A 26,153-nucleotide genomic window follows, 5' to 3' on the forward strand; every position below is an offset into this window, starting at 1 on the left:
GTCCAAGGAACTTGCGCGGGCTCTTGCGCAGGTGCGGCAAAGCGGCAACCCTGACGGCCATGGCCCGCCCGATCGTCCTTCTCCTCATCCTTCTGGCTCTGCTGGCGCCCCTTCCGACGGTAGCTGAGTCCCCCCATCACGGCATTGCCCACCACGGCATAGCCATGCATGGTGACCTCGCCTTGCCGCCGGACTTCACCGCCTTCCCTTACGTCAACCCAGCGGCGCCGAAGGGCGGCACCATCCGGCAGGCGGTGACCGGCAGCTTCGACAGCCTGCATCCGCACATCGTCAAGGGGGTGCCGGCGCTGGGGATGGGCTATGTCTTCGAAACGCTGCTGACGCGGTCGTGGGACGAGCCCTTCTCGCTCTACGGCCTGCTGGCCGACCGGGTGGAGGTGGCCGACGACCGCTCCGCCGTCACCTTCCACATCAACCCCAAGGCGCGCTGGCAGGACGGCACGCCGGTGACCGCCGCCGACGTGCTGTTCTCGCTGGAGGCGCAGAGGCAGCACGGTACTCCCAACCGCCGCCTGTTCTACGCCAAGGTCACGGCGGCCGAGGCGCCGGATCCGCAAACGGTCCGCTTCGCCTTCGCCGCCAACCCCGACGGCACCATCGACCGCGAGATGCCGCTGCTGATGGGGTTGATGCCGATCCATTCCAAGGCCTTCTGGGCGAACCGCGACTTCAGCCGCACGACGCTGGAGCCGATCATGGGCAGCGGTCCCTACCGCGTCGCCTCGGTCGATCCCGGCCGCCGCATCGTCTACGAGCGGGTGCGCGACTATTGGGGCCGCGACCTGCCGGTCCGTGTCGGCCAGTTCAACGCCGACCGTCTGGAGTTCGACTATTACCGCGACGATTCCGTGGCGCTGGAAGCCTTCAAGGCAGGGCAGGGCGACGTTCGTTACGAAAGCGATCCGGCCAAATGGGCCACTGGCTACGACGGTCCCGCCCTGCGCGACGGCCGCATCGTCCGCGAGGAATTGCCGAACCACCGGCCCGAACCGGCGCGCGGCCTGATCTTCAACACCCGCCGGCCGATCTTCGCCGATGTCCGGGTGCGCCGGGCGCTGGGGATGGCGACCGATTTCGATTGGATCGGCCGCAACCTGTTCCACGGCCTGCTGACCCGCACCGCCAGCTACTATCCCAACTCCGAACTCGCCGCCCGCGGCCTGCCGGAGGGTGAGGAGTTGCAGGCACTTGAGCCCTTCCGCGACCGCCTGCCGCCGGACCTCTTCACCAAGCCCTTCGCCCTGCCCGGAACCGGCGGCGGCCCCGCCGGCCTGCGGGCCAACAGGCGCGAGGGGCTGCGGCTGCTGGAGCAAGCCGGCTGGCGGGTGCGAGACGGAAGGCTGACCGATGCGGCGGGCAATCGTTTCGCCTTCGAAATCCTCCTGTCCGATCCGGCGGAGGAACGGGTGGCGCTGGAGTTCGCCCGTTCGCTGGAACCGCTGGGGATCGAGGCGGGCGTCCGCACGGTGGACAGCGCCCAGTTCCAGGCCCGGCTGGACGGTTTCGATTTCGATATGACCATGCGCTGGTGGGCGTCCAGCCTGTCGCCGGGCAACGAGCAGCTCTATTATTACGGATCCGATGCGGCCGGGCAGGAGGGTAGCCGCAACCTCGCCGGCATCCACGACCCGGCGGTCGATGCGCTGGCCCGTTCCATCGCCGCCGCCACCACGCGGGAGGCGCTGGTCGGCCGGGTGCGGGCACTCGACCGGGTTCTTCTGTGGGGGCATTACATGGTTCCGCTGTTCCACAGCCCGGTGGACCGCATCGCCCGCTGGTCGACCCTGCACCGTCCCGCCGTCACCCCGCTTTATGGTCCGATGCTGGAAAGCTGGTGGGTGGAATAGCGTGGCGGCTTCGCTTGCGCTCTCCCTCGCCGCACCGCATCATCGCGGCAAAGAGAACGTCGATAACGACGAGACGGGGGAGTTTGCCAACCATGTCGACCGCCAAGCAGCGTTTCACCCTGGTAGCATCAGCAGCGCTGGCGCTGGCCGCCACATCCCTGACGGCAACGGCCCAGCCGCGCACCGACCTCGTCGTCGGCATGGCGCTGGAGCCGCCGCATCTGGACCCGACCGCCGGTGCGGCCGGCGCCATCAAGGAAGTCACCTACGCCAACCTGTTCGAACCGCTGCTGCGCGTCGATGCCGACGGCAAGCTGGTCCCCGGTCTGGCGGAACGCTGGACCGTGTCGGACGACGGGCTGACCTACCGCTTCACCCTGCGCCCGAACGCCAAGTTCCATGACGGCACCACCGCCGATTCCGCCGACGTGAAGTTCACGCTGGACCGCGCCCGCGCCGCCGATTCCGTCAACGCCCAGAAGGCCTATTTCGCCCCGATCGCGTCGATCGAAACGCCGGATCCGCAGACGGTGGTCGTCACCCTGTCGCGTCCCGACGGCCTGTTCCTGTTCCACATGGCGAGCGGCGACGCCGCCATCGTCGCCCCGGAATCGGCGGCGACCAACAAGCAGAAGCCGGTCGGCACCGGTCCCTTCAAGTTCGACCGCTGGGTCGCCGGCGACCGCGTCGTGCTGGTCCGCAACCCCGATTATGACGGCATGAAGCCGACGCTCGACCGGGTGACCTTCCGCTTCATCAGCGACCCCGCCGCCCAGGTCGCGGCGCTGAAGGCCGGAGACATCGACGCCTTCACCCTGTTCAGCACCTACGAGGCGCTGCCGGAGTTCCGCAACGACCCGAAATTCTCGGTGATGGTCGGCTCGACGGAAGGCGAGACCATCCTGTCGACCAACAACGCCCGCAAGCCCTTCGACGATGTCCGCGTCCGCCGCGCCATGGCCTATGCCATCGACCGCAAGACGCTGATCGACGGCGTGCTCTACGGCAACGGCGTCGCCATCGGCAGCCATTTCCCGCCGCACCGCGAGGGCTATGTCGACCTGACCGGCATGTACCCCTACGACCCGGCCAAGGCGAAGGCCCTGTTGGCCGAAGCGGGATATCCCAACGGCTTCGACACCACCCTGCGCCTGCCGCCGCCGCCCTATGCGCGGCGCGGCGGCGAACTGGTCGCCGCCATGCTGGCCGAGGTCGGCATCCGCGCGAAGATCGAGCCGGTGGAATGGGCGGCGTGGCTGGAAAAGACGTTCAAGGGCAAGGATTACGACCTGACCATGATCGCCCATACCGAGCCGCTGGACATCGACATCTACGCCCGGCCCGACTACTACTTCAATTACAAGAGCGAGCGCTTCAACGCCCTGAACGACGAGCTGAACCGCACCCAGGACCCGGCCAAGCGCAACGCCCTCTATGGCGAGGAGCAGAAGGTGCTGGCGGAGGATGCGGTCAACGGCTTCCTGTTCATGCTGCCGTCGGTGACGGTGCAGAAGGCCGGCCTGACCGGCATGTGGGTGAACCGCCCGATCCAGGCCAACGACGTCACCGGCGTTTCCTGGAAATAAAACCAAGCAAGGTAAGGATAGACCCGCGTGCTTGCGTTCCTGCTGCGACGGCTGGTCAGCCTGATCGTCACCGTCTGGCTGGCCAGCATCGTGGTCTTCGCGGTGCTGCAACTGGTTCCGGGCGACCCGGCCCTGCTGATGCTGGGTGTCAACGCGCAGCCCGACACGCTGGCGGCCCTGCGCAGCCAGATGGGTCTCGACCAGCCCATCCTTACCCGCTACCTGCAGTGGGCCGGCGCGCTTGCCCGCGGCGACCTCGGCGTCAGCCTGACCTACGCCCGCCCGGTGGCAGAACTGGTGGCGGAACGGCTGGCGGTGACCCTGCCGCTGGCCCTGCTGTCGCTGGTCATCAGCACGGTGCTGGCATTGCCGCTCGGCCTGCTGGCGGCGGCGCGGCGGGGCAGGGGCGGGGATTGGGCGGTGCTGGGCTTCTCGCAACTGGGCGTGTCGATGCCCAGCTTCTGGATCGCCATCCTGCTGATTCTGCTGTTCTCCCTGACCCTGCACTGGTTCCCGGCCGGCGGATTCCCTGGTTGGACTGGGCCCGGCTGGGGCGGCGGCATCGGCCCGGCCCTGCATGCGCTGCTGCTGCCGGCCCTGGCGCTGGCGTTGCCGGAGGCCGCCATCCTCGCCCGCGTCACCCGCACCGCCGTGCTCGACACGCTGGCCGAGGACCACATCCGCACCGCCCGCGCCAAGGGAGTCAGCCGCACCGCGGTCCTGCTGCGCCATGCCCTGCCCAACGCCCTGATCCCGGTGGCGACGGTGCTGGGGCTGCAGATCTCCTTCCTGGTGGCGGGGGCGGTGGTGGTGGAGAATGTCTTCACCCTGCCGGGGCTGGGCCGGCTGCTCTATCAGGCCATCGGCCAACGCGACCTGATCGTGGTGCAGGGGGTGGTGGTACTGCTGGCGCTGTTCGTCGTGGTGGTGAACGCCCTGGTCGACATCGCCTGCGCGCTCGCCGATCCGCGTCCGAAAGGGGTGTCGTCGTGAGACGGCGCCTTCCGCTTTCCCTTCATTTCGGCGCCGTGCTGACCCTGCTGCTGGTCGTCATGGCGCTGCTGTCGCTGCTGTGGACTCCCTATCCGGCGGAGCAGGTGCGGGTGATCGCCCGGCTGAAGCCGCCCAGCGCCGCCCATTGGCTCGGCACCGACCATTTTGGGCGCGACGTGCTGTCGATGATCATGGTCGGCGCCCGCAACTCGCTGGCGGTCGGGGCGGCGGCGGTCGGGCTCGGCTTGCTGGTCGGGGTGCCGCTGGGGCTGCTGGCCGCCGGGCTGGGCCGCTGGGGGGACGAGGTGGTGGCGCGGCTGGGCGATCTGGTCTTCGCCTTTCCGGCCGTGCTGACGGCGATCCTGCTGACTGCGGTGCTGGGCGCCGGAGCGGTCAACGTCGTGCTGGCCCTGGCGCTGTTCAATGCCGCGGTGCTGGCCCGCGTCACCCGCGGCGCGGCGCTGGCGGTGTGGCGGCGGCCCTTCGTCGGGGCGGCGCTGGCGCTGGGGCGTGGTCCTGCGTCGGCGACGCTGGTGCATGTGCTGCCGAACATCGCCGGGATCATCGTGGTCCAGGCCACCGTGCTGTTCGCCGTCGCCATCGTCAACGAGGCGGCGCTGAGCTATCTCGGCCTCGGCATCCAGCCGCCAAGCCCCAGTTGGGGCCGGATGCTGGGCGACGCCCAGACCTACCTGTTCACCGCGCCGCTGCAGGCGGTGTTTCCGGGTGTGGCGATCGCGCTGAGCGTGATGGGACTGACGATGCTGGGCGACGGGCTGCGGGATTGGCTCGACCCGCGGCATCGGTCGTCTGGGGTGATGTAGTCGGCTAACGGTGAGGTTAGACCCCCACCTAACCTCCCCCGCTGGGCGGGGGAGGGACTGCCGCCACTCTCCCGCACAAGCACTGGCTCCCTCCCCCGCTCAGCTCTCGCACAAAGCTATGCTTTGTGCTGACGCGGCAGGCGGACCGTAGGTCCGCCGAGAGCGGGGGAGGGTTGGGGTGGGGGTTCTAACGCCGCAAGGAACAGCCGACGCCCCCCTCACCCCACCGACCGTGTCCGTTCCGACAGTTCGATCAGGTCCATCAGCTCATTGCTCTTCCAATAGCGCGATTTGCCGACTTCGGTGCGCGCGGTGGCGACGAGGTCGTCGATGATCGCCTGCTCCTCCGCGCCCAGTTCGCCGCCGCGCTCCAGCCGGTGCGACAGCAGGCGGGTCATGTTGTGGCTGAAAGTGGGGATCCAGGCGCTGACGCGCTGGCCGAACACGCCGGCGATGCCGTCGATGCGCAGGAGATGCTCCATCCGCTCGTCCAGCGGATCGGTCTCCTCGAACTTCATCGCCTTCTCGACATTGGCGCGCAGCTCCTCCAGCAGGCTTTCGCGCCACTTCACCAGATCGTAGGTCTCAAAACCGAAATCGCGCGACATCGCCTGCCAGCGCCACAGCAGCCGGTCGAGCCAGACGATGTCGGCATGGTCGATCACCGGCTGGCGCCGGGCGGCTGCCGCCTGGGCGGAGCGTTCCATCGCCACCGCGGCGACACGCGACCCGATGATCTTCGCCGCCTGGGTCCAGGCGTTGCGGAAGGCCGGCTCGCTGCGGCGGTCCTCCATCAGCCCGGCCGAGGTGGCGGCGTGGACCAGTTGGTCCAGACGCTGCACCAGCGCTTCCAGCCGCGCCTTCTCCTTGGCGCTGGGCCGGATGGCGGAGCCGGGGACCCGGTCGTTCAGCTTCAGGATGACGGTCAGCGCCGCGGTCAGCGCGCGGGTGACTCCGATGAAATGGCCGGTCAGCGCCGCGGTCATGGCGTCGCCGCGGCCGGGATCGACGCCGCTCTGCCGGATATACAGCGCCGCCACCGGATAGTTGCGCTTCACCGTCAGCACCGACAGCGGAAGCAAATTCGCCAGATCATCGCCGCAGCGGTCGCGCAGCTGGTCCGTCGCGTCCAGCAGCCGGTCGGCCAGCCGGTTCGCCTCCGCCTCGCCGCCGCAACTGGCGGGAAACTCCTCCAGCCGCTCGGCGACCGGCTTGCCCGCCCCCTCGGCATGGGTCAGCACCAGATGCATCAGCCGCAGCGTGTTGACATCGATGGTCGGCGTCTTTTCCAGGAAGCCCGACATCAGCCGGGTGCGGCGCGGCCGGTTGCGCGACATGCCGGCCAGCAGCTCCTCCATGGCCTTCTTGTTGGCCAGCACGGCATCCAGATGCTTCACCGCGGCGACGCGCATCCGCTCCTTCATCACCATGGCGACCGGGGAGCGCAGGATACGGTCGATCACCTCGCCGCGCGCCATCTCGTCCAGCGTTTCCTGCGCCTCCACCGCCAGCAGCGGAAAGGCGTCGCGGCTCAGCGCCTCCCACAGGGCGCCGACATCGACGCGCTGCAGCATGCCGGGGACGGCGACGCCGCCGTGATAGAGCACGTCGTCGTCGATCAGGAAGGCTTCGAACAGGTTGGTGAACAGGCGCCGGGCGCGGTTGGTGCGCTGGCGGTTCAGATACTCGATGACATATTGGCGGACGAGCTGGACACGGTCGGTCGGCTCGCTGTCCATGCCCTCGATCTCGCTCAGCAGGCTGTAGACGAGGCTGGCCGGCAGCCGCGCCACCAGGGCGTCGATCTTGTGCCGCAGCTCGTCCTGGTGCAGCTCTTCCGGGCGTATTTCGTCGGTCATGCGCGGGCCGCCACGCGATGTTGGGAAGCGATGGCGGGCGCAGAGGCGCCGCCGCGCGTCATTTAGGACGCAAACCGTAAATTTTTATGTAATGAACCGGAGAAGACGCAGGCTTGGGCGCGGCCCCCGCCGGCAGCGGACGGCCACGCCGAAACCCGTGGGCGCTCAGCCGTTGCGCAGCTTGGCGATCGGCTGCGAGAACTGCAGCTCGATGTCCCAGGGGAAGTGGATCCAGGTGTCCTGGCTGACTTCGGTGATGAAGGTGTCGACCAGTGGCCGGCCGGCCGGCTTGGCGTAGACGGTGGCGAAATGTGCCTTGGGCAGCATCTTGCGCACGACTTCCGCCGTCTTGCCGGTGTCCACCAGATCGTCGATGATCAGCCAGCCCTCGCCGTCGCCGGCGTTGGCGCCCTCGACACCCTTCAGCACCGTCGCGTTGCGCTGCTGCTGGTGGTCGTAGCTGGAAACGCAGACGGTGTCGATCATGCGGATCTCAAGCTCGCGCGCGATGATCGCCGCAGGAACCATGCCGCCGCGCGTGATCGCGATGATGCCCTTCCACGGGCCGCGGTCGATCAGGCGCCAGGCCAGCGCCTTGGCATTGCGGTGGAGCTCTTCCCAGGACACCGGGAAATGCTTGTTGAAGGGGGCTTCGGCCACGGGACTGACTCTCCAAAAACAGCAAGCGGACTGTATAACCCAGCCGCCGCCGCCGGGCAATCGGGGGCTATTTGTATGCTCATGCCCCGCTGCCGCAGGGCTGCCGAAATTTCGTGAAAAAAGCGCTTGCGGGGCAGGGGGGCTTTGAGTATGTTGCGCGCCTCGACGCCGACGGCCCGCCGCCGACGCCGGGATGGATGGACGGTAACACTGCCGACCGTCGCAGAATACACAGCGCGCCCGTAGCTCAGCTGGATAGAGCATCAGACTACGAATCTGAGGGTCAGGAGTTCGAATCTCTTCGGGCGCGCCATTCTGCTTCGAATACAGGTCCTGAAAATTCGATGATTTGACAGCAGGCGGCCTTTAGGCCGCTTTTTGCGTTTTCAGGCTTGGCCGCTCTGGCGCCACTGCCAACTTTCACCGGGCCATCTTGCGCCGGACTTGGATCGCCGGTTCCCGCCCGCCCGGCATTCGCCCCTTGAAATTACTGTTGCGTCTTCGGTTGCTCCCTTACTGTCGATCTGCGATCCGTTTTTTAGCGAGCAGAAGAGAGGGGCATGGCAACCGGTCTCACGCTTTCGGACCGGCAGGTCGAAACGCTGGCGGTGGAAGGGTTCCTGCGGAAGATGATCCGCATCCTGACACAGTCGGATCCCAAGGCCGGCCCGGTTCTCGACACTGCCGAGGGACAGCAGACCCTGCGCCAGCAATATGAGCGGGCGCGGGGATACGGGCTGGAGACGGAGCGCGACCTCGGCCGCTACATCGTCACCGCCTGGACGATGGGGATCGACTTCGACCGCCGCTTTCCGGCCATGTCCCAAATCCTGAACGATCCGGCGCTGACGCCGACCGAAAAGGCCGATGGGGTCGAGCGCACCGCCCTGACCCTCTTCGCCCTGTTGGCGGAAGGCCCGAAGGACGGCGCGGCATGAGCTGGGGTGATGCTCTGGCCGAGGCCTACGCGGCGGCCTCCGACGCCGCCCGCCAGGCTGCGGTGCGGGCCGCCTCCTCCGCACAGGCCGCGATCTCGGCGGCGGCCGATATGGCCAAATCGGCGGCCGGTGCCGCAAGCGATGCGGTGGTCGAGACCGCCAAGGCCACCGGCCGCGTTGCCGGCTTCGGCATGCGCGCCGCCGCAGAGACCGGAAAGGCGGCGGTCCAGGGCACCGCTTATCTCGCCGACAAGGCGATGGAGTCGCAGCCGGTGGTCGGCCGCCTCTACAAGGCGGCGAAAGAGCAGCTGTCCCCGGCCCGCGCGCCGCGCCAGCGGGTGGTCGAGGCCTGTCCGAACTCGGTCGAGGCCAAGGTCGACCGGCTGAACCAGCGCCAATCCCTGATCGACAAGGGGCGCGGCGCCGGCAGCACCCCGGCGCAGAAGGCGGCGGCCGAACGGCTGGCCCGCGACAACCGGGCGGTCGAACTGGCCCGCCTGTCGGGCGACACCTACGACCAGTACGGCAAGCCGCCCAAGAACGATCCGCCGCTCGGCTGGACGGCCATGAGCGACTCGGAACTGAACAAGGCCGGCATCGATCCGGCGCTGCTGCGCGACGCCAAGGCCACGATCTACCGCACGCCGGCGGACTGGCCGGGCGGACAGCAGACGGTCCTCGCCTTCCGCGGCACGGTGCCGAGCGAGATGGAGGATCTGCAGACCAACATGGATCAGGCGCTGGGGGGCGAGACGATCCAATACAAGGCTGCCGCCCAACTCGGCGCCAACGTCGCCAACAAGCTCGGCCCCGACGTCATGGTCACCGGCCATTCGCTCGGCGGCGGCAAGGCGCAGGCGGCGGGCGTGTCCGGCGGCCTGACCGGCATGATGTTCAACGCGGCCGGCCTCAATCCCAAGACGGTCGGCGGCGACACCGGCGATCCCTCCGACTTCCTGCAGTTCCGGACACCGGGCGATCCGCTGACCGGCGTCCAGAATTCGGCCGCCCTGCAATCGGGGGTCGGGCTGCTGGCCGGCGGCCTGGGGTCCGGGATCGGCATGCCCGTGGCCGCCGGCAACTTCATCGCCGACAAGCTGGGCTTCCCGTTCCTCTCGCCCGACACGCGCCAGCTGGTGGAAGGCGGAACCACCGCTTTCCCCCGCGCGTTGAAGAATCTCGTCAGTCAGGGCAACCTGCTGCCGCCGGCCATTGGGCCGGTCGTCACCGTCCCGGCGCTCGACGATGCGGGCAAGCCGGTGCCGATGACCAGCCCGGGCGGGCAGCATTCCATCATCAGCGTCATCAACGGCATCGAGCGCGAGAAGAGCGAGGACGTCGCCACTCTGCAGGATTCACCGGGGCAGGGCGCGTCCGGATGATCCGCCGCCAGGTCTTCCGTGTGATGCTGGCGGTCGTCCTCGCCGCCGGATGTGCAATGAGTCAGGAGAGCAATGCCATGGGCGCCACCGCCCGCAGACTGGACACCAGCCGCTATTTCGACGATCCGAAGCTGGCGGCCCTGGCCGACGACGTGCAGGAAGGCCGCGTTTCCAAGGTGGTCGAGGCTTTGCGCGGCGGCGTCGACCCCAACGGCGTCGGCCGCGACGGTTTCCGCCCGATCTTCTTCATCTTTCCCGCTCCGACGAACGAGACGGCCAAGGCGCTGCTGGCCGCCGGTGCCGACGCCAACGTCAAGACGGCGGGGGGCGAGCCGCCGCTGATGTATGCGGTGCGGCTGGAGGACCCCGCCTTCACCCGCGTCCTGTTGGCCGGACGGGCCGATCCCAATGCCCTTGGGAGCAACGACAAGCCGGTGATCCACGAGGCCGTGCGCTCCGACCAGCCGGAGCATCTGCGGCTGCTGGCCCGCGCTGGGGTCGATCTTAATGTCGTATGGGGCAATGCGACGCCGCTCCTGGCGGCGGTGGAGAGCATGAGCTGGGCGAGCGCCACGGCGCTGCTCGAGCTGGGGGCCGGCACCGACTGGCGCAGCCCCGGCGGTCGCACCCAGTTCACCGCCGGCGAGTCCTTCTGCAATTTCTTCACCAGACAACGCCCCTTGCGCATTCCGCCGGCCCATCGCGAGGCGGTGCGCGGCCTGTTCGCCGCCTTCGCGCGACGCGGCGTGGTGCTGGATTGTGCCGGCCTGGCCGACCGGCTGTAGGCGGAAACGGGCCGGGCGCCGCGCCGGAAATTTTTTGAAGAAAAGCGCTTGCGCCCGGTGAAGCTTTTGAGTAGGTTGCGCGCCTCGACGCCGACGGCCTGCCGCCGACGCCGACAGGGAAGACGACACAGCGCGCCCGTAGCTCAGCTGGATAGAGCATCAGACTACGAATCTGAGGGTCAGGAGTTCGAATCTCTTCGGGCGCGCCATCTTCTCCAGAAAGATATGATCGACACGCAAGGCCGCCTCCGGGCGGCCTTTGTCGTTTCGCGACTTCGTCGCGCTGGCGCAAGCCCCGGTGGCTCCTCTACACTTGTGGCCCGGACCACTGGATGCATGGCCATGCCCCGCAGCGACTTCTATCCGCCCATCGACCCGTTCCAGACCGGCACCCTCGCCGTCGACGGGATCCACACGGTCTATTGGGAGCAGGCGGGCAACCCGCGCGGCGTGCCGGTGATGTTCCTGCATGGCGGGCCGGGGGCCGGCGCCTCGCCCACCCACCGCCGCTTCTTCGACCCCGCCCATTACCGCATCGTCGTGATGGACCAGCGCGGTGCCGGCCGTTCCACGCCGCTGGGCGAAACGCGCGAGAACACCACCGAACGGCTGGTCGAGGACATCGAGACCCTGCGCCGGCATCTGGGCATCGAGCGCTGGCACCTGTTCGGCGGCTCCTGGGGTTCGACGCTGGCGCTGGCCTATGCCCAGACCCATCCCGACCGCTGCCTGGGCCTGATCCTGCGCGGCATCTTCCTGATGCGGAAGGCGGAGATCGACTGGTTCCTCTATTCCATGCGCATCCTCTTCCCCGAGGCCTGGGCCGCCTTTGCCGGCCATATCCCGGAGGACGAGCGCGACGATCTGCTGGAGGCCTACTGGAAGCGGCTCGATTCGGCCGACCCGATGGTGCGCATGGCCGCGGCGCGGGTGTGGAGCATCTATGAGGGCAGTTGCTCCTCCCTGCTGCCGTCGCCCGACCTGATTGCGGCCAGCGGCGAGGACCGCCACGCCCTGGGGCTGGCGCGGATCGAGGCGCATTATTTCCGCTCCAACCGCTTCACGCCGGAGGACAAGCTCCTGCGCGACGTCTCCCGCATCCGCCATCTGCCGGGGGTGATCGTCCAGGGCCGCTACGACATCGTCTGCCCGGTGATCTCCGCCGACGCGCTGCACCGCGCCTGGCCGGAAGCCGACTACCGCATCGTCCCCGACGCCGGCCACTCCGCCATGGAACCCGGCATCCGCGCCGCCCTGATCCAGGCGACGGAGCGCTTCAAGGAGTATCGGTGACGGGAGTTTCGGGGAGACGCTGGATCGGAGGACAAGATTGACACGGATGTCACGGATTTTTCTTGAGCGTGGCGGTGCGCCGGCCAGACCCGACAGCAGCTGCTTCGGAACGCCACATCCGTGAAATCCGTGCTGCAATCCGTGACATCCGTGTTCATCTTGCCCGCAACTCCCGAACCTCCCGTCCCGCCGACCGCCTCGCGCCCTTGCACCCGTCCCCCACCCACCCCACACTCTACCGATGCCTGAACTTCCCGAAGTCGAGACGGTGTGCCGGGGCCTTGCTCCGCATCTCGAAGGCCGGCGGCTGGTCCGTGTGGAGCAGCGGCGGCCCAACCTGCGCACCCCCTTTCCGCCGCGCTTCTGCGAGCGGCTGACCGGCCGGCGCGTCGAGTCGGTGCGGCGGCGGGCCAAATACATCCTGATGCATCTGGATGACGGCGGCGTGCTGATCGCCCATCTCGGCATGTCCGGCCGCATGATCATCGCGCCGGAACGGCCCGAGTCCTTCGACAAGCACGACCATGTGGTGTTCGAGACCGATACCGGGACCGTCGTCACCTTCAACGACGCCCGCCGCTTCGGGTTGATGGACCTGACGGTGGCCGACGCGCTGGGCGACCACCCGATGCTGCGCAACCTGGGACCGGAGCCGCTGGGCAACGAGTTCTCCGGTCCCGAACTGGCCCGCCGGCTGGCCGGCAAGATCACCCCGATCAAGGCTGCCCTGCTCGACCAGAGCATCGTCGCCGGGCTCGGCAACATCTATGTGTCGGAGGCGCTGTACCAGTCCGGCATCCTGCCGACCCGCACCGCCGCCAGCCTGACGGCCGCGGAGGTCGACCGGCTCGCCAGCGCGGTGCGCGAGGTGCTGGAGCGCGCGATCGCCGCCGGCGGCTCCTCCTTGCGCGACTACCGGCAGGCGTCGGGGGAGCTGGGCTATTTCCAGCACCAGTTCGCCGTCTACGACCGGGAGGGGGAGGGTTGCCCCGATTGCGACTGCGACCGTGCCCGGACGGGGGGCGTTCAGCGGATTGTACAGTCAGGCCGCTCGACTTTCTTTTGTGCGGCGCGCCAACGGTGATATAGCTGGGGCATGACGGCTCTACCGGCCATGCTCCGGGCGGCGTCCGCCGCTTTCCTCCTTGCCGGCCCCGCGGTCGCGGGCCTGGGGAGCTTCCTCGTTCCCATTCCTCCGGCTCAAGCGGCCCCACCGGCTTTTGCCGAGTCCGGGCCGTTCGTCCCCGGCTTCACCGACGTTCCGGTGATGCCCGGGCTGGCGACCGCCGAATCGGAACCGCTGGTCTTCGACAAGCCGGGCGGGCGGATCGTCCAGGCCGTGCTGTCGGGCGAGGTGCCGCGTCAGGCGGTGCTGGCCTTCTACGACCAGACCCTGCCGCAGCTTGGCTGGCGCCGGACCGCCGACCGCGTCTTCGTCCGCGAGGGTGAGGAATTGCGGCTGGAGTTCCCCAAACCAGCCGGCCGGCAGGTCGCGACCGCCGTCCGCTTCACTTTGACGCCGCGCTGATCGCGGGGACACCCGCCATACTCGCGCCGGTTCAGGATCGAACATCTCAACAACCACGAGTCCCGGAGGCAACCGGGCTCGCCCCATCGGGAGAGTGCTGCAGCCATGTCCTATGAAACCATCCTCGTCGAGACCCGCGGCCCGGTCGGCCTGATCACGCTGAACCGTCCGAAGGCGCTGAACGCGCTGTGCGATCAGCTGGTGACCGAGCTGGGCCAGGCGCTGGACGCCTTCGAGGCCGATTCCGCCATCGGCGCCATCGTCGTCACCGGGTCGGAGCGCGCCTTCGCCGCCGGCGCCGACATCAAGGAGATGGCCGGCTTCTCTTATATGGATGTCTACAACTCCAACTTCATCACCGCGAAGTGGGAGCGGCTGGCCAAGTGCCGCAAGCCGACCATCGCCGCGGTCGCCGGCTTCGCGCTGGGCGGTGGCTGCGAGTTGGCGATGATGGCCGACTTCATCCTGGCCGCCGACACCGCCAAGTTCGGCCAGCCGGAGGTCACCATCGGCACCATCCCCGGCGCCGGCGGCACCCAGCGCCTGACCCGCTTCGTCGGCAAGTCCAAGGCGATGGAGATGGTCCTGACCGGCCGCATGATCGACGCCGCCGAGGCCGAGCGCTGCGGCCTCGTCTCCCGCATCGTCCCGGCCGCCGAACTGGTCGAGGAGGCGGTGAAGGTCGCCACCAAGATCGCCTCGCTGTCGCAGCCGGTCATCGCCATGGCGAAGGAGGCGGTCAACGTCGCCTATGAATCGACCCTGGCCGAGGGCATCCGCTTCGAACGCCGCCTGTTCCATTCGACCTTCGCCACCGAAGACCAGAAGGAAGGCATGGCGGCCTTCGCCGAGAAGCGCCAGCCCGGCTGGAAGAATCGCTGAGTCGCCGACACAGCGCCAACCCGGCGTTGACTCTGCCTGCTGATCCGTCCCCTGCATCTTGCGGGGGACGGACCAGATCCCATCAAGATGTCGTTTAGCTACGATTAGTCAAAATCAACGGGCGACCACGCCTTGACTCGGGGTGCGCTGCCGCGTATAAGGCGCGCTCGCATCACGACAGCCGTGTCGTTCGGAGTAGGGTTTCCATGGCCAATCATAAGTCCGCTGAAAAGCGCATTCGTCAGACCGAGCGTCGCACGGAAGTCAACCGTGCCCGCATCAGCCGCATCCGTTCCTTCGTGAAGAAGGTCGAGGGCGCGATCCAGAGCGGCGACAAGTCCGCCGCCGCCGAGGCGTTCAAGTCCGCTCAGCCGGAAATGATGCGCGGCGTGTCCAAGGGCGTGCTGCACAAGAACACCGTGTCGCGCAAGCTGTCGCGTCTGTCGGCTGCGATCAAGGCTCTCTGATCGAGTCTTCATCCGCTGCTTTCAAAAAGCCGCGCCCGTGACTCGGGGCGCGGCTTTTTGCGTTTAAAGTAAATATGCGGATGCTCGACAATTGTCTTAGATTGTTCTTACGGTCGCGTATGAGATTCGGGATCGGTCTTGTGGTCAAAGCGAACGTTTTTATCTTTTTGGGCCGTTCGCCATCTGTCCCATTGCCAGATTTCCGCAGCCTCGTTAGACTTTTGATCCATTCGGCCGGGCGAATAAGGGTGATGCAACACTCTGTGTCCGGTTGAACACAGCAGTGAAATACTGAAGGTCTTACGCCGGATCAGGGCTTGTTGAGTCCCGGTCGTTCGCACGATCTTCTTTTACTTACAAGCTGTCGTGCTTGGGGCGGGATTTACGATCCCGTCGACTCTTGCGCGTGCTTTTTTGGGTATGGTGTTCCGTTCGGGGTTATCCTTGCCCGGAGTCTTCCGGGCTGGACCAGACGGGCGGCTATTCCGGTTGCAGAACCGGATTTGGGGCCGGTTGCGGGGTGATCCCGCGCCGCCACGGCGGTGGGGCCGGCCGGCGGAAGGAGCGGGAGTAAGGGAGCATGTCGGTCGGCGTGTCGTTGGATCAGCAGTGGGCGCGCATTCGCGGACGCCTGAAGGAAGAGGTGGGCGAGATCGCCTACCGGAGCTGGCTTCAGCCGCTGTCCGTCGCCAGCCTGGTCGGCGGCGAGGTGTGCATCGTCGTGCCCACGCGCTTCATGCGCGACTGGGTGCTGACCCACTATGCCGACCGCATCCGCGCCCTCTGGTCCGGCGAGAATCCGGAAGTCCAGTCGATCGACGTCATCGTCGCCTCCACCAACCCGCCGGCGGCGCTGGTCGCCGACAACGACGACCGTGATGATGGCCGTGATGGGGGCCGCGACGATGGTCGCGCCGCTCCGCCCCAGCGTGGCTTCGAATCGCGTGCCGCCGATTCCCGCCCGGCTCCCCGTCCGCTGCCGCCGTCCTCTGCCGAACCGGCGCCGTCGACCGTCTACACCTCCGCCTCCTATGGCGGGGCGTCGGACGAATCGCCGAACGCCGTCCCCGCGATTCTGGAGGACCGCTCCGACCTGTCGGCGGCGTTAGATCCGCGATTCACCTTCGAGAATTTCGTCGTCGGCAAGCCGAACGAGCTGGCCCATGCCGCCGCCCGCCGCGTCGCCGACGCCACCACCGTGACCTTCAACCCGCTGTTCCTCTATGGCGGGGTGGGCTTGGGCAAGACCCACCTGATGCACGCGCTGGCCTGGCAGATCCGCAAGAACGACCCGAACCGCAAGGTGCTGTACCTGTCGGCCGAGAAGTTCATGTACCAGTTCATCCGGGCGTTGCGCTTCAAGGACACGATGGCCTTCAAGCAGCAGTTCCGCTCGGTCGACGTGCTGATGATCGACGACGTTCAGTTCATCAGCGGCAAGGACTCCACGCAGGAGGAGTTCTTCCACACCTTCAACGCGCTGGTCGACCAGAACCGGCAGGTCATCATCTCCGCCGACAAGAGCCCGTCCGACCTGGAAGGCATGGAGGAGCGGCTGCGCTCCCGCCTCGGCTGGGGGCTGGTGGCCGACATCCACCCGACCACCTACGAGCTGCGGCTGGGCATCCTCCAGGCCAAGGCCGACGCGCTCCAGGCCAGCATCCCGCTGAAGGTGCTGGAGTTCCTCGCCCACAAGATCACGTCGAACGTGCGCGAACTGGAAGGGGCGCTGAACCGCATCGTCGCCCATGCCGAGCTGGTCGGCCGTTCCATCTCGCTGGAGACGACGCAGGAGGTGCTGCACGATCTGCTGCGCGCCAATGACCGCCGCGTCACCATCGACGAGATCCAGAAGCGGGTGGCCGAGCATTACAACATCCGCGTCGCCGACATGCATTCCGCCCGCCGCGCCCGCGCGGTGGCCCGCCCGCGCCAGATTGCCATGTATCTGGCCAAGCAGCTGACCGCCCGCTCCCTGCCGGAGATCGGCCGCAAGTTCGGCGGCCGCGACCACACCACGGTCATGCATGCGGTGAAGAAGGTGGACGAGTTGCGCGCCACCGATCCGTCCTTCGCCGAGGATGTCGAACTGCTGCGGCGGATGCTCGAAAGCTGAGGTTCGTTCGGTCCGCGAATTAATCGCCCGATTTATCGCCAAAGCAACCGCGACGTGTCGCCACGCCGCTATCCCCTCGCGACGGGAAGTTTGCTAAGGTCCGCGCGCACGGAATCTTTGCGGACGGCGTGGGTGTTGTGGTGGAAACGAATATTCTTGTCGTCGATGATTCCAATTTCTTTCGCGACCTGATCCGGACAGATCTGGAAAGCAACGGTTACCGTGTGTTGCTTGCGGAGGATGGGGCGCAGGCGCTGTCGCTCTACCGCAGCCACGACATCCACATCCTCATCACCGATCTGGAAATGCCGGTGATGACCGGGCTGGAGCTGTGCTGGCATGTCCGGGCGGAGGACGACCAGCACCGCACCTTCACCATCCTGATGACGGGCGACACCGAAACGGCCCGGCGGATCGAGGCCTTCGATTCCGGCGCCGACGAGTTCCTGGCCAAGCCGATCGACCTGTCGATGCTGCGCGCCCGCGTCCGCGCCGGAGAGCGCATCACCCGCATGCACCGGGTGATGGTGGAGATGCTGCACACCGATTACCTGACCGGCGTGCTGAACCGCCGTTATTTCATGGAGCGGCTGGAACAGGCCTACCGCGCCGCGAAGGAGACCGGCTCGCCGCTGGCGGTGGCGATGTTCGACATCGACCATTTCAAGACGATCAACGACACCCATGGCCACAGCAACGGCGATTTGGCGCTGAAGCGCTTCGCCGACCATTGCGCCGCCCAGTTGCCCGACGGCGGCTTCCTCGGCCGGCTGGGCGGGGAGGAGTTCTGCCTGTGCCTGCCCGCCGCCGACCTGGATGCGGCGCTGGTACGGGTGGAGGCGATCCGCCGCTCCACCGCGGAGTTGATGGTGGAGACCGGCAGCGGGTCCAGCTTCGGCTTTACCGTCAGCATCGGCATGTGCCTGGACCAGGACACCGACTCGGTCAACGACCTGATGGCCCAGGCCGACGAGGCGCTCTATTTCGCCAAGCGCAGCGGCCGCAACCGCACCGTCCTGCGCGGCGCCGAAGGCGTGACGGTGAAGGCACGCTTCTACGTGATGTGACGGCTCTATGAAGTTTGGCGGAGCTTCATCTTCCCCCATGGACGGACGGCTTTTGTCTCAGGCACACTTTCCGCCTTAAACGGGGCTGCGCGAAGCCGCCGCCGCGGGAACCTGACAAAACGCCATTCAAGAGCCAGGGAGACCGGACGTCATGTCCAAGATGGATCACGCCCAGACCGAGTCCCAGCGGTCCAGCGCCGAGACCCAGCGCGCCGCCAAGAGCTTCACCCGCCGCCTGCTGCTGCAGAGCGCTGCCGTCGCCGCCGGTGTCGCCTCGGTCGGCCCCTTCATCCTGCGCGAGGGCCGCGCGGCGTCGGGTTCGGTGAAGATCTTCTCCTGGGCCGGCTACATCAGCCCGGACATGCTGGCCGATTTCGAGAAGAAGACCGGCGTCAAGGCGACCCTGACCGAATACGGCACCAACGACGAACTGCTGAACCAGCTGAAGGCCACCGGCGGTGCCGGCTTCGACATCATCCACCCCACCGTCGACCGCGTGCCCAACTACGTCGAATACGAACTGGTGCAGCCGATCGACGAATCGAAGGTGAAGTGGGACGGCTGCCTGAAGTCGTCGGTCGAGGGTTCCGCCGGCATGGGCGGCGTCGTCGGCGGCAAGCGCTATTTCGCCCCGGCCGACTGGGGGACGGAGGCGCTGGCCTACGACATGAAGAAGGCGCCGCTGACCTACGGCACCGCCAGCTACGGCGACCTGTGGGCGCCGGCCAATGCCGGCAAGGTGACGGTGCGCGGCCATTCGGCGCTGATCGGCATCGCGCTGTGGCTGGAAAGCCAGGGCAAGCTGCCGCACCCCGTCCGCGACCAGTTCAAGGACGAGGCGAAGGCGCGCGCCAACTTCGACGCCATCCTGAAGGTGGCCGCCGCCAACAAGAAGTCGGTCGCCCAGTTCTGGACCAACGAGAACGAGGCCCAGGGCGCCTTCCGCACCAACGGCTGCGTCATCGGCCAGACCTGGGACAGCAGCGCGGTGGCTCTGCGCAAGGAAGGGCTGCCGATCCGCTTCATCGCGCCGAAGGAAGGGGCGCTGGCCTGGATGGAAGGCTTCGCCATCCCGAAGAAAGCGGAGAATCTGGAGAACGCCTATGCCTGGATCAACTGGTTCTACACGCCCCAGGCCGGCGCGCTCTACACCAACCATTCCGGCATCTCCAGCACCGCGGTCGGCGCCGAGGCCCACCTGACCGACCTGAACAAGCAGTTCTTCGCTGATGCCTATCCGGGCGACGCGCTGCAGAAGCTGTGGTGGTGGCCGATCCAGGAGGCGTGGTACGTCTCGATCCGCAACGAGTACCAGGACCGCTTCCTGGCGGCGTGACCCGCAGACAGAAGAGGCCATGAGCCAAGACGTCCAACTCGACCACGTCACCATGCGGTTCGGCGACACCGTCGCCGTTCGCGACGTGTCGCTGACCATCGGGGCGGGGGAGTTCTTCAGCTTCCTCGGCCCCTCGGGCTGCGGCAAGACCACCATCCTGCGCATGATCTCCGGCTTCATGGAGCCGACCGACGGCGTCATCCGCATCGGCGGCCGGGACATGCGCGGGATCGGGCCGAACAAGCGGCCGACCGCGCTGATCTTCCAGAACCTGGCCCTGTTCCCGCTGATGACGGTGGCGGACAACATCGGCTTCGGGCTGGAGGTGCGCGGCGTGCCGTCGGCCGCTCGCCGCCGCCGGGTGAGCGAACTGCTGGAACTGGTGGCGCTGCCCGACACGGCGGACAAGCGGGTGACCGACCTGTCCGGCGGCCAGCGCCAGCGCATCGCCATTGCCCGCGCCCTGGCGGTGGAACCGGCGGTGCTGCTGCTCGACGAGCCGCTCTCCGCGCTGGACCTCAAGCTGCGCCAGCATATGCGTGCCGAACTGCGCGAGCTGCAGAAGCGCACCGGCGTCACCTTCATCTACATCACCCACGACCAGGGCGAGGCCCTGACCATGTCCGACCGCATCGGCGTGATGTCGCGCGGCGTGCTGGAACAGGTGGGCGACGGCAAGACCATCTACGACCATCCGGAGACCGCCTTCGTCGCGTCCTTCGTTGGCGAGTCGAACCGCTTTTCGGGTTCGGTCACCCAGGCGACGGATGGCTGGGCGGTCCTCGACACCGCCTTCGGACCTCTGCGCGGCCGCAACCCGCGCGGACTTGGCCCCGGCGACCGCGCCACCCTCTATGTCCGGCCGGAACGTCTGGCGCCCGGCGACAGCGACAACAGCCTGACCGCCCGCGTCAGCCACAGCGACTTCGAGGGCGCCTTCGTCAACGCCTTCCTCGACGGCGGCCTGACCGTGCAGATGCCGCATCTGGGCCAGGAGCCCGCCTTCGTTCCCGGCGAAACCGTGCGGCTGGGCTTCCGGGCTGCCGACGCGGTGGTGCTGCCGACGGCATAAGACTCCCTCTCTCGTCCCGGGAGAGGGCACGAATCGCACAAACGAAAACGCCCCGGCCAATCGGCCGGGGCGTTTCGCATTGGGAAGACCGAGTCGTCAGTGCGTCTGCTGGATCGCCGACAGCTGCCACTGACCGCCGCGCGGGCGGACGAAGGTCCACAGCTCCGTCGCTTCGGTCGGCTGCGAGGCGTTGCCCTCGATCACCCGGCCGCTGGCGCGGTCCACCGTGACGTCGATCAGCGAGAAGCGCATGGCGACGGTGGCGTATTCCTGCGCCCCCTCGCGCCAGCCTTCGGCCAGATCGCCCTGCAGCAGGCGGACGTCGCTGACCTTGTTGACCACGCCGCGGTTGCGGTTCTCCGCCAGATCATCGCCGAAGTAGGCGAACATCTCCGGCGTCGTCGCCGCGCGCAGAGCGTCGGCATCCTCGCGCCCATAGGCGGTCTGGACGGTGACGAGCAGCCGCTCGAACGCCTCGAAGTCGGCCGGCTGGATGCCGATCTCGTCGGCCGCCTGACGGCGCTGGGCCGGGCCGGCGTTGCCGCCGCCCATACCACCAACCGGGTTATAGCCGACATCCGCCGAGTCGCGGTTCATCTGTCCACCCTGCGGACCACCAGCATAAGCCGGCCGGTTCCCGCCCAGCGGACCGCCGGACGCCGCGGTGTTGGCGGTCTGCGAGCGGTTGCGGAAGAAGCGCATGGCGAGCCGGACCAGGAAGACGACCAGCAGGATCTGCAGGATGAAGCCCAGGATGCCGGCGAAGCTGCCCAAGCCCTCGAAGAAGCCGCCGCCGAACAGCATCGCGCCGATGCCGGCGCCAATCAGGCCGCCCATCAGGCCCGACATGAAGCCGCCGCCGAAGAAGCCGCGCGAGGGCGCCGCCGCCGGGGCGGTGGAACCGGGGCGCTGCATGCCCGGCGACGCCGCCGGGGCGGCGGAGCGCTCCATCGGCGAGACCGCGTTGGGCGCGGTGGAGGTGGCGGCCGGCGCCTCGGTCGTGCGGCTGCCGCGGCTGCCCGAAGAGCTGCTCTTGCCGGCGCGGGCGTCGGCGGTGCCGGCGGCCAGCGCCATAACCAGGGCAACCGCCACCGCCGTGGCAGCGCGGGCGCCCCGCATTCCGGTGGAGGTGGCGGAAAGGCTCGAAGGTCGGGTCTTCTCGCTCATGATCGTGCTCGCTTGTCGCATCTGGTCTGTTGTCCAGCTTTGCCAGATGGGGGTGGTCCCGCCTCCGTTTAAGAGGCGGTCTCACTTTTTTCGAGCAACAATCGGAACGGCCGCCTAATCGGTCTCACTTTGCAGAGCATCGATCGCCCGGCGGTCGCGCTTGGTCGGCCGCCCGGCGCCCGGCGCGCGGTAGGGGTCCTGCAAGCGCTCTTCCGGTACCGGCGGGGCGAGATCCTCGTACAGCGCCTGGGCTTCCGGCGCCGGCCCGCGCCGGATTCCCAGCGCCACCACCTTGATGACGCGGATGTGCCGTCCCTGGGCGAAGGTCAGCACGTCGCCCGGCTTCACCGCCGCATGTGCCTTGGTCACCACCGCTCCCGACAGTCGCACGCCCCCGTCGTTGCACAGCTTGGCGGCAAGGCTGCGCGTCTTGAAGAAGCGCGCATACCAAAGCCACTTGTCGATCCGTAGCCGGCCGGGGGTGGAGTCTTCGGTGTCGGTGTTGCTCATGGGCGTTTCCGTTTGGTGGTTTCGTTAGTCATGTGTGAGGTCGTCATGCCCCTTCCCTAACCCTCCCACGCCTTTGGCGGTGGAGGGGACTGCCGCCGCTTTGCGGAAGGCACCCTCTCCCGCGCTAGCGGGGGAGGGTTGGGGATGGGGCACCCGTCGCCATCCCCCTCACATCCCCGACAGTTGCCGCAGCTTGGCGAACGGGTGGTCCTCGTTCGTCGGCGGCTCCCGCCGCTGCCGGTTTCCCTGCTGCTGCCTGGAGGACCTCTTCCGCTTCCAGGTCACCGCCCCATCCTCGGCGACGATCCGCACATAGCCCAGCCCGGTCAGCACCACCCCCAGCTCCTCCGCCGACAGGCCGACGCGCTGGCCGAGCGCCACCTCGCGGATCGGCGCATTGGCCTTGGATGCGGTCAGCAGCTCCGTCTCCAGCCGGTCGAGCATATCGACGCGCAGAGCCCGCCCGCCGGCCAACGGATAGCCGATGGCCTCCCAGAAGGCCGGCGGCGCGCCACCCTCCTTTACAGGCGGCGCCTCCACCGACACGCGGCCGGGCGGCGGGATCGGCACCGGCAGCGGATGACCCTGCGCCACCGCCCACAGCAGCCCGCGCAAACTCACCGCCGCCGGCTTGGCCAGCGCCGTCAGATAGAGGTGCGACACCCCCAGCCGGACGCCCAGCTTGGTCAGCGCCCTGCGGTCCTCGCGCTCCAGCCGCTCCACCATGTCGGCGACCGGCGCCCGCGGCAGCACCCCCAGCCCCTCGACCAGTTGGAAGACCAGCCCGCGCCCGGCGCCCGACAGCCCCTCGGCGGCGGACAGCGCGAACAGCGGCTTCAGCCGGGCGGCGATGTGGTCCTTCAGCCAGCGGTCCAGCCGCGCCCGCACCCGCTCGCGCTGGGCCTGATCCAGCATGCCCTCGTCGAACGGCATCACCAGCGGCGCCAGCACCGACGGCCCGGCCGCCAGCCGCGCCACCGGCAAATTGTCGGCGCTCAGCACCCCGTCCGGCCCCAGGGCGAAGACGTCGTCCGGCTCGGCCTCGAAGGCGCGCAGCCGCTTGGCGAGTTCGTCGCGCAGCGCCCGCCGGGCGGCCGTCAGCAGCGACTTCGCCTCGTCGGAGCGGTCGGGCGCGTCGGGGACGAAGCGGAAGCCCTCCAGCCGGCCGACGACATGCCCCTCCACCACCACCTCGCCGTCGGCCCGCACGCCGCCCAGCAGCGACCGTCCATCCTTCAGCGTCCGCGCCAACGTCGCCGACCGCCGGTCGATGAAGCGCTGGGTCAGCCGCTCGTGCAGGGCGTCGGACAGCCGGTCCTCGATGGAGCGGGTGCGTTCCTGCCAGTGCAGCGGGTCCTTCAGCCAGGTCGGCCGGTTGGAGATGTAGGTCCAGGTGCGGATGTGGGCGATGCGGGCGACCAGCGCGTCGATGTCCCCCTCCGTCCGGTCGAGCCGGGCGATCTGCTTCGCCACCCAGTCGTCATCCAGCCGGCGCAGCGGCCCGCGCAGGCTGCGGAAGACCTGGGCCAGCAGCTTGGTATGGGCATCCGACAGCACCTTGCGGAAGTCGGGGACCTGGCAGACCTCCCACAGCAGCTTGACGGCATCCCGGCCGCGCGCGAGGTCCATGATCTCCGGATCGCGCACCAGCGCCTGCAGCGCCAGATGGTCGTCGGCCTCGCGCACGCGGGACAGTTCCTGGATCGGCGCCCGTTCCTCCAGCGACTTCAGAAGGAAGCCCGGCGTGTCGAAGCGCAGGTCGCTGTTGCGCCAGGACAGCGTCTTGACCGTCTCGAACTCGTGGTTCTCGACGCGGGTGACCAGATCGGCGTCCAGTTCCCCCACCTCGTCGGTGGTGCCGAAGGTGCCGTCGCGCATGTGGCGCCCGGCGCGGCCGGCGATCTGGGCCACCTCGGCGGGGCGCAGGCGGCGCGGGGCGAAGCCGTCGAACTTGACGATGCGGGCGAAGGCGACATGGTCGACGTCCATGTTCAGCCCCATGCCGATGGCGTCGGTCGCCACCAGATAATCGACCTCGCCCGCCTGATAGAGGCCCACCTGCGCGTTGCGCGTGCGCGGGCTGAGCGCGCCCAGCACCACGGCGGTGCCGCCGCGCTGGCGCCGGATCATCTCGGCGATGGCATAGACATCGGTGGCGGAAAAGGCGACGACGGCCGAGCGCGGCGGCAGGCGCGTCAGCTTCTTGTAGCCGGAATAGGTCAATTGGGAGAAACGCGGCCGGCTGATGAACTCTGCCTTCGGCACCAGCCTGCGGATCATCGGCTGCATCGAATCGGACCCCAGCACCATTGTCTCGACCATGCCGCGGGCGTTCAGCAGCCGGTCGGTGAAGATATGGCCGCGCTCCGGATCGGCGCAGAGCTGGATTTCGTCCACCGCCAGGAAATCAACGGCGCGGTCCAGCGGCATCGATTCGACGGTGCAGACCCAGTAGGACGGGTTGGGGGGCAGGATCTTCTCCTCCCCCGTCACCAGCGCGACGGCATTCTTTCCCTTGATCGAGACGATGCGGTCGTAATTCTCCCGCGCCAGCAGGCGCAGGGGAAAGCCGATCATGCCGGACCGGTGACCGAGCATGCGCTCGATCGCCAGATAGGTCTTGCCGGTGTTGGTCGGCCCCAGCACGGCGACCACACGGCCCCCCCGCCCGAGACCGCCGCCCGCCGAAGCGTGAGAGGACGTCATGGAGTTAAGCTTTGGGGTGCGCAGGCCCGCAATGCAAGCGGCGGCTTGTCTTTTGCACCCTGCCCAAACCGCAAGAGGTCCCCTCTCCCCCCGCTCTCGCGCGAACTTCGTTTGCGCTGACGCGACAGGCGGACCTGTGGTCCGCCGAAAGCGGGGAGAGGGTTAGGGTGAGGGGGAAGCATCGTGGGATGCCGACAAAGGTCCGGCATGTGCGCCCCCCTCACCCTCCCCACTTCGCGGGTCCCCTCCCTCTCCCCGGGGGAGAGAGGGCGTTTTTTCCCCAAACGACAAGGGCCGCCGAAGGGGGATTCGGCGGCCCTTAGTCTCACGGCGGCTGCGTTGGGGGGCTTGGGGGCGCCGCCGGGAGCCTGTCTGTTACGTCCTTACTTGGGCTGCTCCTGCGGTGCCGGCGCCGGACCCTTTCCCGGAGCCATACCGCCCGGCCCCATTCCACCCGGGCCCATCCCGTGATGGCGCGGGCCGTCATGGTCCCAGCCGCCCGGACCGCCCATATGGCCGCCATGGTGGCCGCCCATCCGGCCGCCCATGCCGCCCGGTCCCGGGGTCAGCATGCGGTCGGCCTGCTTCTGCTGGTCGGGCGTCAGCTGGCCGTAGAGGTCGGTCAGCGCCGGGCGGACGGTCTGCAGTTGCTGCAGGTGGGCCTGCATCATCTGCTCCATACGCTCAAGGCGCTGCGGCAGGGCGGCGGGCGGCGGGGCCTCCTTGAACTTCACGCACAGGTCCTGCGTCGGCTTCAGGCTGGAGCGGGCGGCGTCGGCGAACTTGGTCCAGGCGGCGCGCTGCTGTTCGGTGATGTTCAGCTTCTTTTCCGCATAGGCCAGCTTGCCGGCCAGACGGGCCTCCTGGTCCTCGCACATCCGGGCGAAGTGGCGGTCGGGTCCGCCGGCGCCGGGACCCATGCCGGGACCGCCGGGCTGCGGGCCACCCTGGGCGAAGACCGGAACGGCCACGCCGAGACCGGCGACCAGCAGGGCGGACGTCAGAAGGGCGCGTTTCATGGTGACAACTCCTCAGTGTTTGGACCGTGGGTCACGGTGCTGATTAAACCCCGATGGAGGGGGCTTATTCCGTTGGGACCGTGCCGGCCGCGTCG

The 26,153-nt window shown here is 68.1% G+C and carries 22 protein-coding genes and 2 tRNA genes; 18 read left to right on the forward strand and 6 right to left on the reverse strand.

Annotated features, from left to right (window positions below; genetic code table 11):
- Positions 1-59: 59 nt before the first annotated feature.
- The 4 genes from ACCD06_RS17560 (at position 60) to ACCD06_RS17575 (ending at position 5,271) form a co-directional block, all read left to right on the forward strand.
- Positions 60-1,868 (forward strand): extracellular solute-binding protein, encoded by a 1,809-nt coding sequence (locus tag ACCD06_RS17560; protein WP_413342117.1) that lies wholly within the window; start codon positions 60-62, stop codon positions 1,866-1,868.
- A gap of 92 nt (positions 1,869-1,960) precedes the next feature.
- Positions 1,961-3,454, forward strand: a complete 1,494-nt coding sequence (locus ACCD06_RS17565) for an ABC transporter substrate-binding protein (protein WP_413342119.1) — start codon at positions 1,961-1,963, stop codon at positions 3,452-3,454.
- A gap of 27 nt (positions 3,455-3,481) precedes the next feature.
- Positions 3,482-4,447, forward strand: coding sequence for an ABC transporter permease (locus ACCD06_RS17570; protein ID WP_136704941.1), 966 nt, complete (start codon positions 3,482-3,484; stop codon positions 4,445-4,447).
- Positions 4,444-5,271, forward strand: coding sequence for an ABC transporter permease (locus ACCD06_RS17575; RefSeq protein WP_413342122.1), 828 nt, complete (start codon positions 4,444-4,446; stop codon positions 5,269-5,271). The genes ACCD06_RS17570 and ACCD06_RS17575 overlap by 4 nt, the downstream gene beginning before the upstream one ends.
- A 218-nt stretch (positions 5,272-5,489) precedes the next feature.
- On the opposite strand, the gene ACCD06_RS17580 is transcribed toward ACCD06_RS17575, so the two are convergent.
- Both ACCD06_RS17580 and gpt read right to left on the reverse strand, forming a co-directional pair.
- The gene (locus ACCD06_RS17580; protein ID WP_413342124.1) at positions 5,490-7,130 is read right to left on the reverse strand and encodes a hypothetical protein; all 1,641 of its coding nucleotides are present in this window, start codon (positions 7,128-7,130) and stop codon (positions 5,490-5,492) included.
- Between the two features lie 165 nt (positions 7,131-7,295).
- Complete coding sequence (gpt, locus tag ACCD06_RS17585; protein ID WP_158282014.1) at positions 7,296-7,790, reverse strand: xanthine phosphoribosyltransferase; 495 nt, start codon at positions 7,788-7,790, stop codon at positions 7,296-7,298.
- 236 nt (positions 7,791-8,026) lie between these two features.
- On the opposite strand from gpt, the gene ACCD06_RS17590 reads away from it, so the two are divergent.
- From ACCD06_RS17590 to ACCD06_RS17655, 14 genes are all read left to right on the forward strand, one after another.
- Positions 8,027-8,103 (forward strand) — tRNA-Arg (locus ACCD06_RS17590).
- A 247-nt stretch (positions 8,104-8,350) separates the two neighbouring features.
- A complete protein-coding gene (locus ACCD06_RS17595) occupies positions 8,351-8,728 on the forward strand; it encodes a hypothetical protein (protein WP_109076042.1) in 378 nt (125 codons plus the stop codon).
- Positions 8,725-10,110 (forward strand): hypothetical protein, encoded by a 1,386-nt coding sequence (locus ACCD06_RS17600; RefSeq protein ID WP_413342127.1) that lies wholly within the window; start codon positions 8,725-8,727, stop codon positions 10,108-10,110. The genes ACCD06_RS17595 and ACCD06_RS17600 overlap by 4 nt, the downstream gene beginning before the upstream one ends.
- Positions 10,107-10,895 (forward strand): ankyrin repeat domain-containing protein, encoded by a 789-nt coding sequence (locus tag ACCD06_RS17605; protein WP_413342130.1) that lies wholly within the window; start codon positions 10,107-10,109, stop codon positions 10,893-10,895. Before ACCD06_RS17600 ends, ACCD06_RS17605 begins: the two co-directional genes overlap by 4 nt.
- Before the next feature lie 132 nt (positions 10,896-11,027).
- Positions 11,028-11,104: transfer RNA gene (locus tag ACCD06_RS17610), tRNA-Arg, on the forward strand.
- A 133-nt stretch (positions 11,105-11,237) separates the two neighbouring features.
- On the forward strand, positions 11,238-12,188 hold the full coding sequence (gene pip, locus ACCD06_RS17615) for a prolyl aminopeptidase (RefSeq protein ID WP_413342132.1): 951 nt from the start codon (positions 11,238-11,240) through the stop codon (positions 12,186-12,188).
- Between the two features lie 241 nt (positions 12,189-12,429).
- Positions 12,430-13,272: a bifunctional DNA-formamidopyrimidine glycosylase/DNA-(apurinic or apyrimidinic site) lyase gene (gene mutM, locus ACCD06_RS17620; RefSeq protein WP_413342134.1), complete on the forward strand. Its 843-nt coding sequence runs from the start codon at positions 12,430-12,432 to the stop codon at positions 13,270-13,272.
- A gap of 12 nt (positions 13,273-13,284) precedes the next feature.
- Positions 13,285-13,716 carry a hypothetical protein gene (locus ACCD06_RS17625; RefSeq protein ID WP_109076037.1) on the forward strand — a complete coding sequence of 144 codons (432 nt, stop codon included), beginning with the start codon at positions 13,285-13,287 and terminating at the stop codon, positions 13,714-13,716.
- Positions 13,717-13,821: 105 nt separating this feature from the next.
- Complete coding sequence (locus ACCD06_RS17630) at positions 13,822-14,598, forward strand: enoyl-CoA hydratase (protein ID WP_136704948.1); 777 nt, start codon at positions 13,822-13,824, stop codon at positions 14,596-14,598.
- Between the two features lie 206 nt (positions 14,599-14,804).
- Positions 14,805-15,065 (forward strand): 30S ribosomal protein S20, encoded by a 261-nt coding sequence (gene rpsT, locus ACCD06_RS17635; RefSeq protein ID WP_109076035.1) that lies wholly within the window; start codon positions 14,805-14,807, stop codon positions 15,063-15,065.
- Positions 15,066-15,645: 580 nt separating this feature from the next.
- Entirely contained in the window at positions 15,646-17,181 is a 1,536-nt protein-coding gene (gene dnaA, locus ACCD06_RS17640) for a chromosomal replication initiator protein DnaA (protein ID WP_413342137.1), read from the forward strand.
- Between the two features lie 140 nt (positions 17,182-17,321).
- Positions 17,322-18,248 (forward strand): GGDEF domain-containing protein, encoded by a 927-nt coding sequence (locus ACCD06_RS17645; protein ID WP_136704950.1) that lies wholly within the window; start codon positions 17,322-17,324, stop codon positions 18,246-18,248.
- Between the two features lie 151 nt (positions 18,249-18,399).
- A complete protein-coding gene (locus ACCD06_RS17650) occupies positions 18,400-19,584 on the forward strand; it encodes an extracellular solute-binding protein (protein WP_413342139.1) in 1,185 nt (394 codons plus the stop codon).
- A gap of 19 nt (positions 19,585-19,603) precedes the next feature.
- On the forward strand, positions 19,604-20,656 hold the full coding sequence (locus tag ACCD06_RS17655) for an ABC transporter ATP-binding protein (protein WP_109076032.1): 1,053 nt from the start codon (positions 19,604-19,606) through the stop codon (positions 20,654-20,656).
- 96 nt (positions 20,657-20,752) lie between these two features.
- Here ACCD06_RS17655 and ACCD06_RS17660 read toward each other — a convergent pair whose 3' ends face one another.
- The 4 genes from ACCD06_RS17660 to ACCD06_RS17675 all read right to left on the reverse strand — a co-directional run bounded on the left by ACCD06_RS17660 (position 20,753) and on the right by ACCD06_RS17675 (position 26,058).
- Positions 20,753-21,823: a Tim44 domain-containing protein gene (locus ACCD06_RS17660; RefSeq protein WP_413342141.1), complete on the reverse strand. Its 1,071-nt coding sequence runs from the start codon at positions 21,821-21,823 to the stop codon at positions 20,753-20,755.
- A 114-nt stretch (positions 21,824-21,937) separates the two neighbouring features.
- Positions 21,938-22,333: an RNA-binding S4 domain-containing protein gene (locus ACCD06_RS17665; protein WP_136704953.1), complete on the reverse strand. Its 396-nt coding sequence runs from the start codon at positions 22,331-22,333 to the stop codon at positions 21,938-21,940.
- Between the two features lie 168 nt (positions 22,334-22,501).
- Positions 22,502-25,039: a helicase-related protein gene (locus tag ACCD06_RS17670; RefSeq protein ID WP_413342143.1), complete on the reverse strand. Its 2,538-nt coding sequence runs from the start codon at positions 25,037-25,039 to the stop codon at positions 22,502-22,504.
- Between the two features lie 383 nt (positions 25,040-25,422).
- Positions 25,423-26,058, reverse strand: a complete 636-nt coding sequence (locus tag ACCD06_RS17675) for a Spy/CpxP family protein refolding chaperone (protein ID WP_136704955.1) — start codon at positions 26,056-26,058, stop codon at positions 25,423-25,425.
- Positions 26,059-26,153 lie beyond the last annotated feature (95 nt).

The organism is Azospirillum sp. CT11-132, assembly GCF_047302835.1.
Lineage (GTDB): Bacteria > Pseudomonadota > Alphaproteobacteria > Azospirillales > Azospirillaceae > Azospirillum.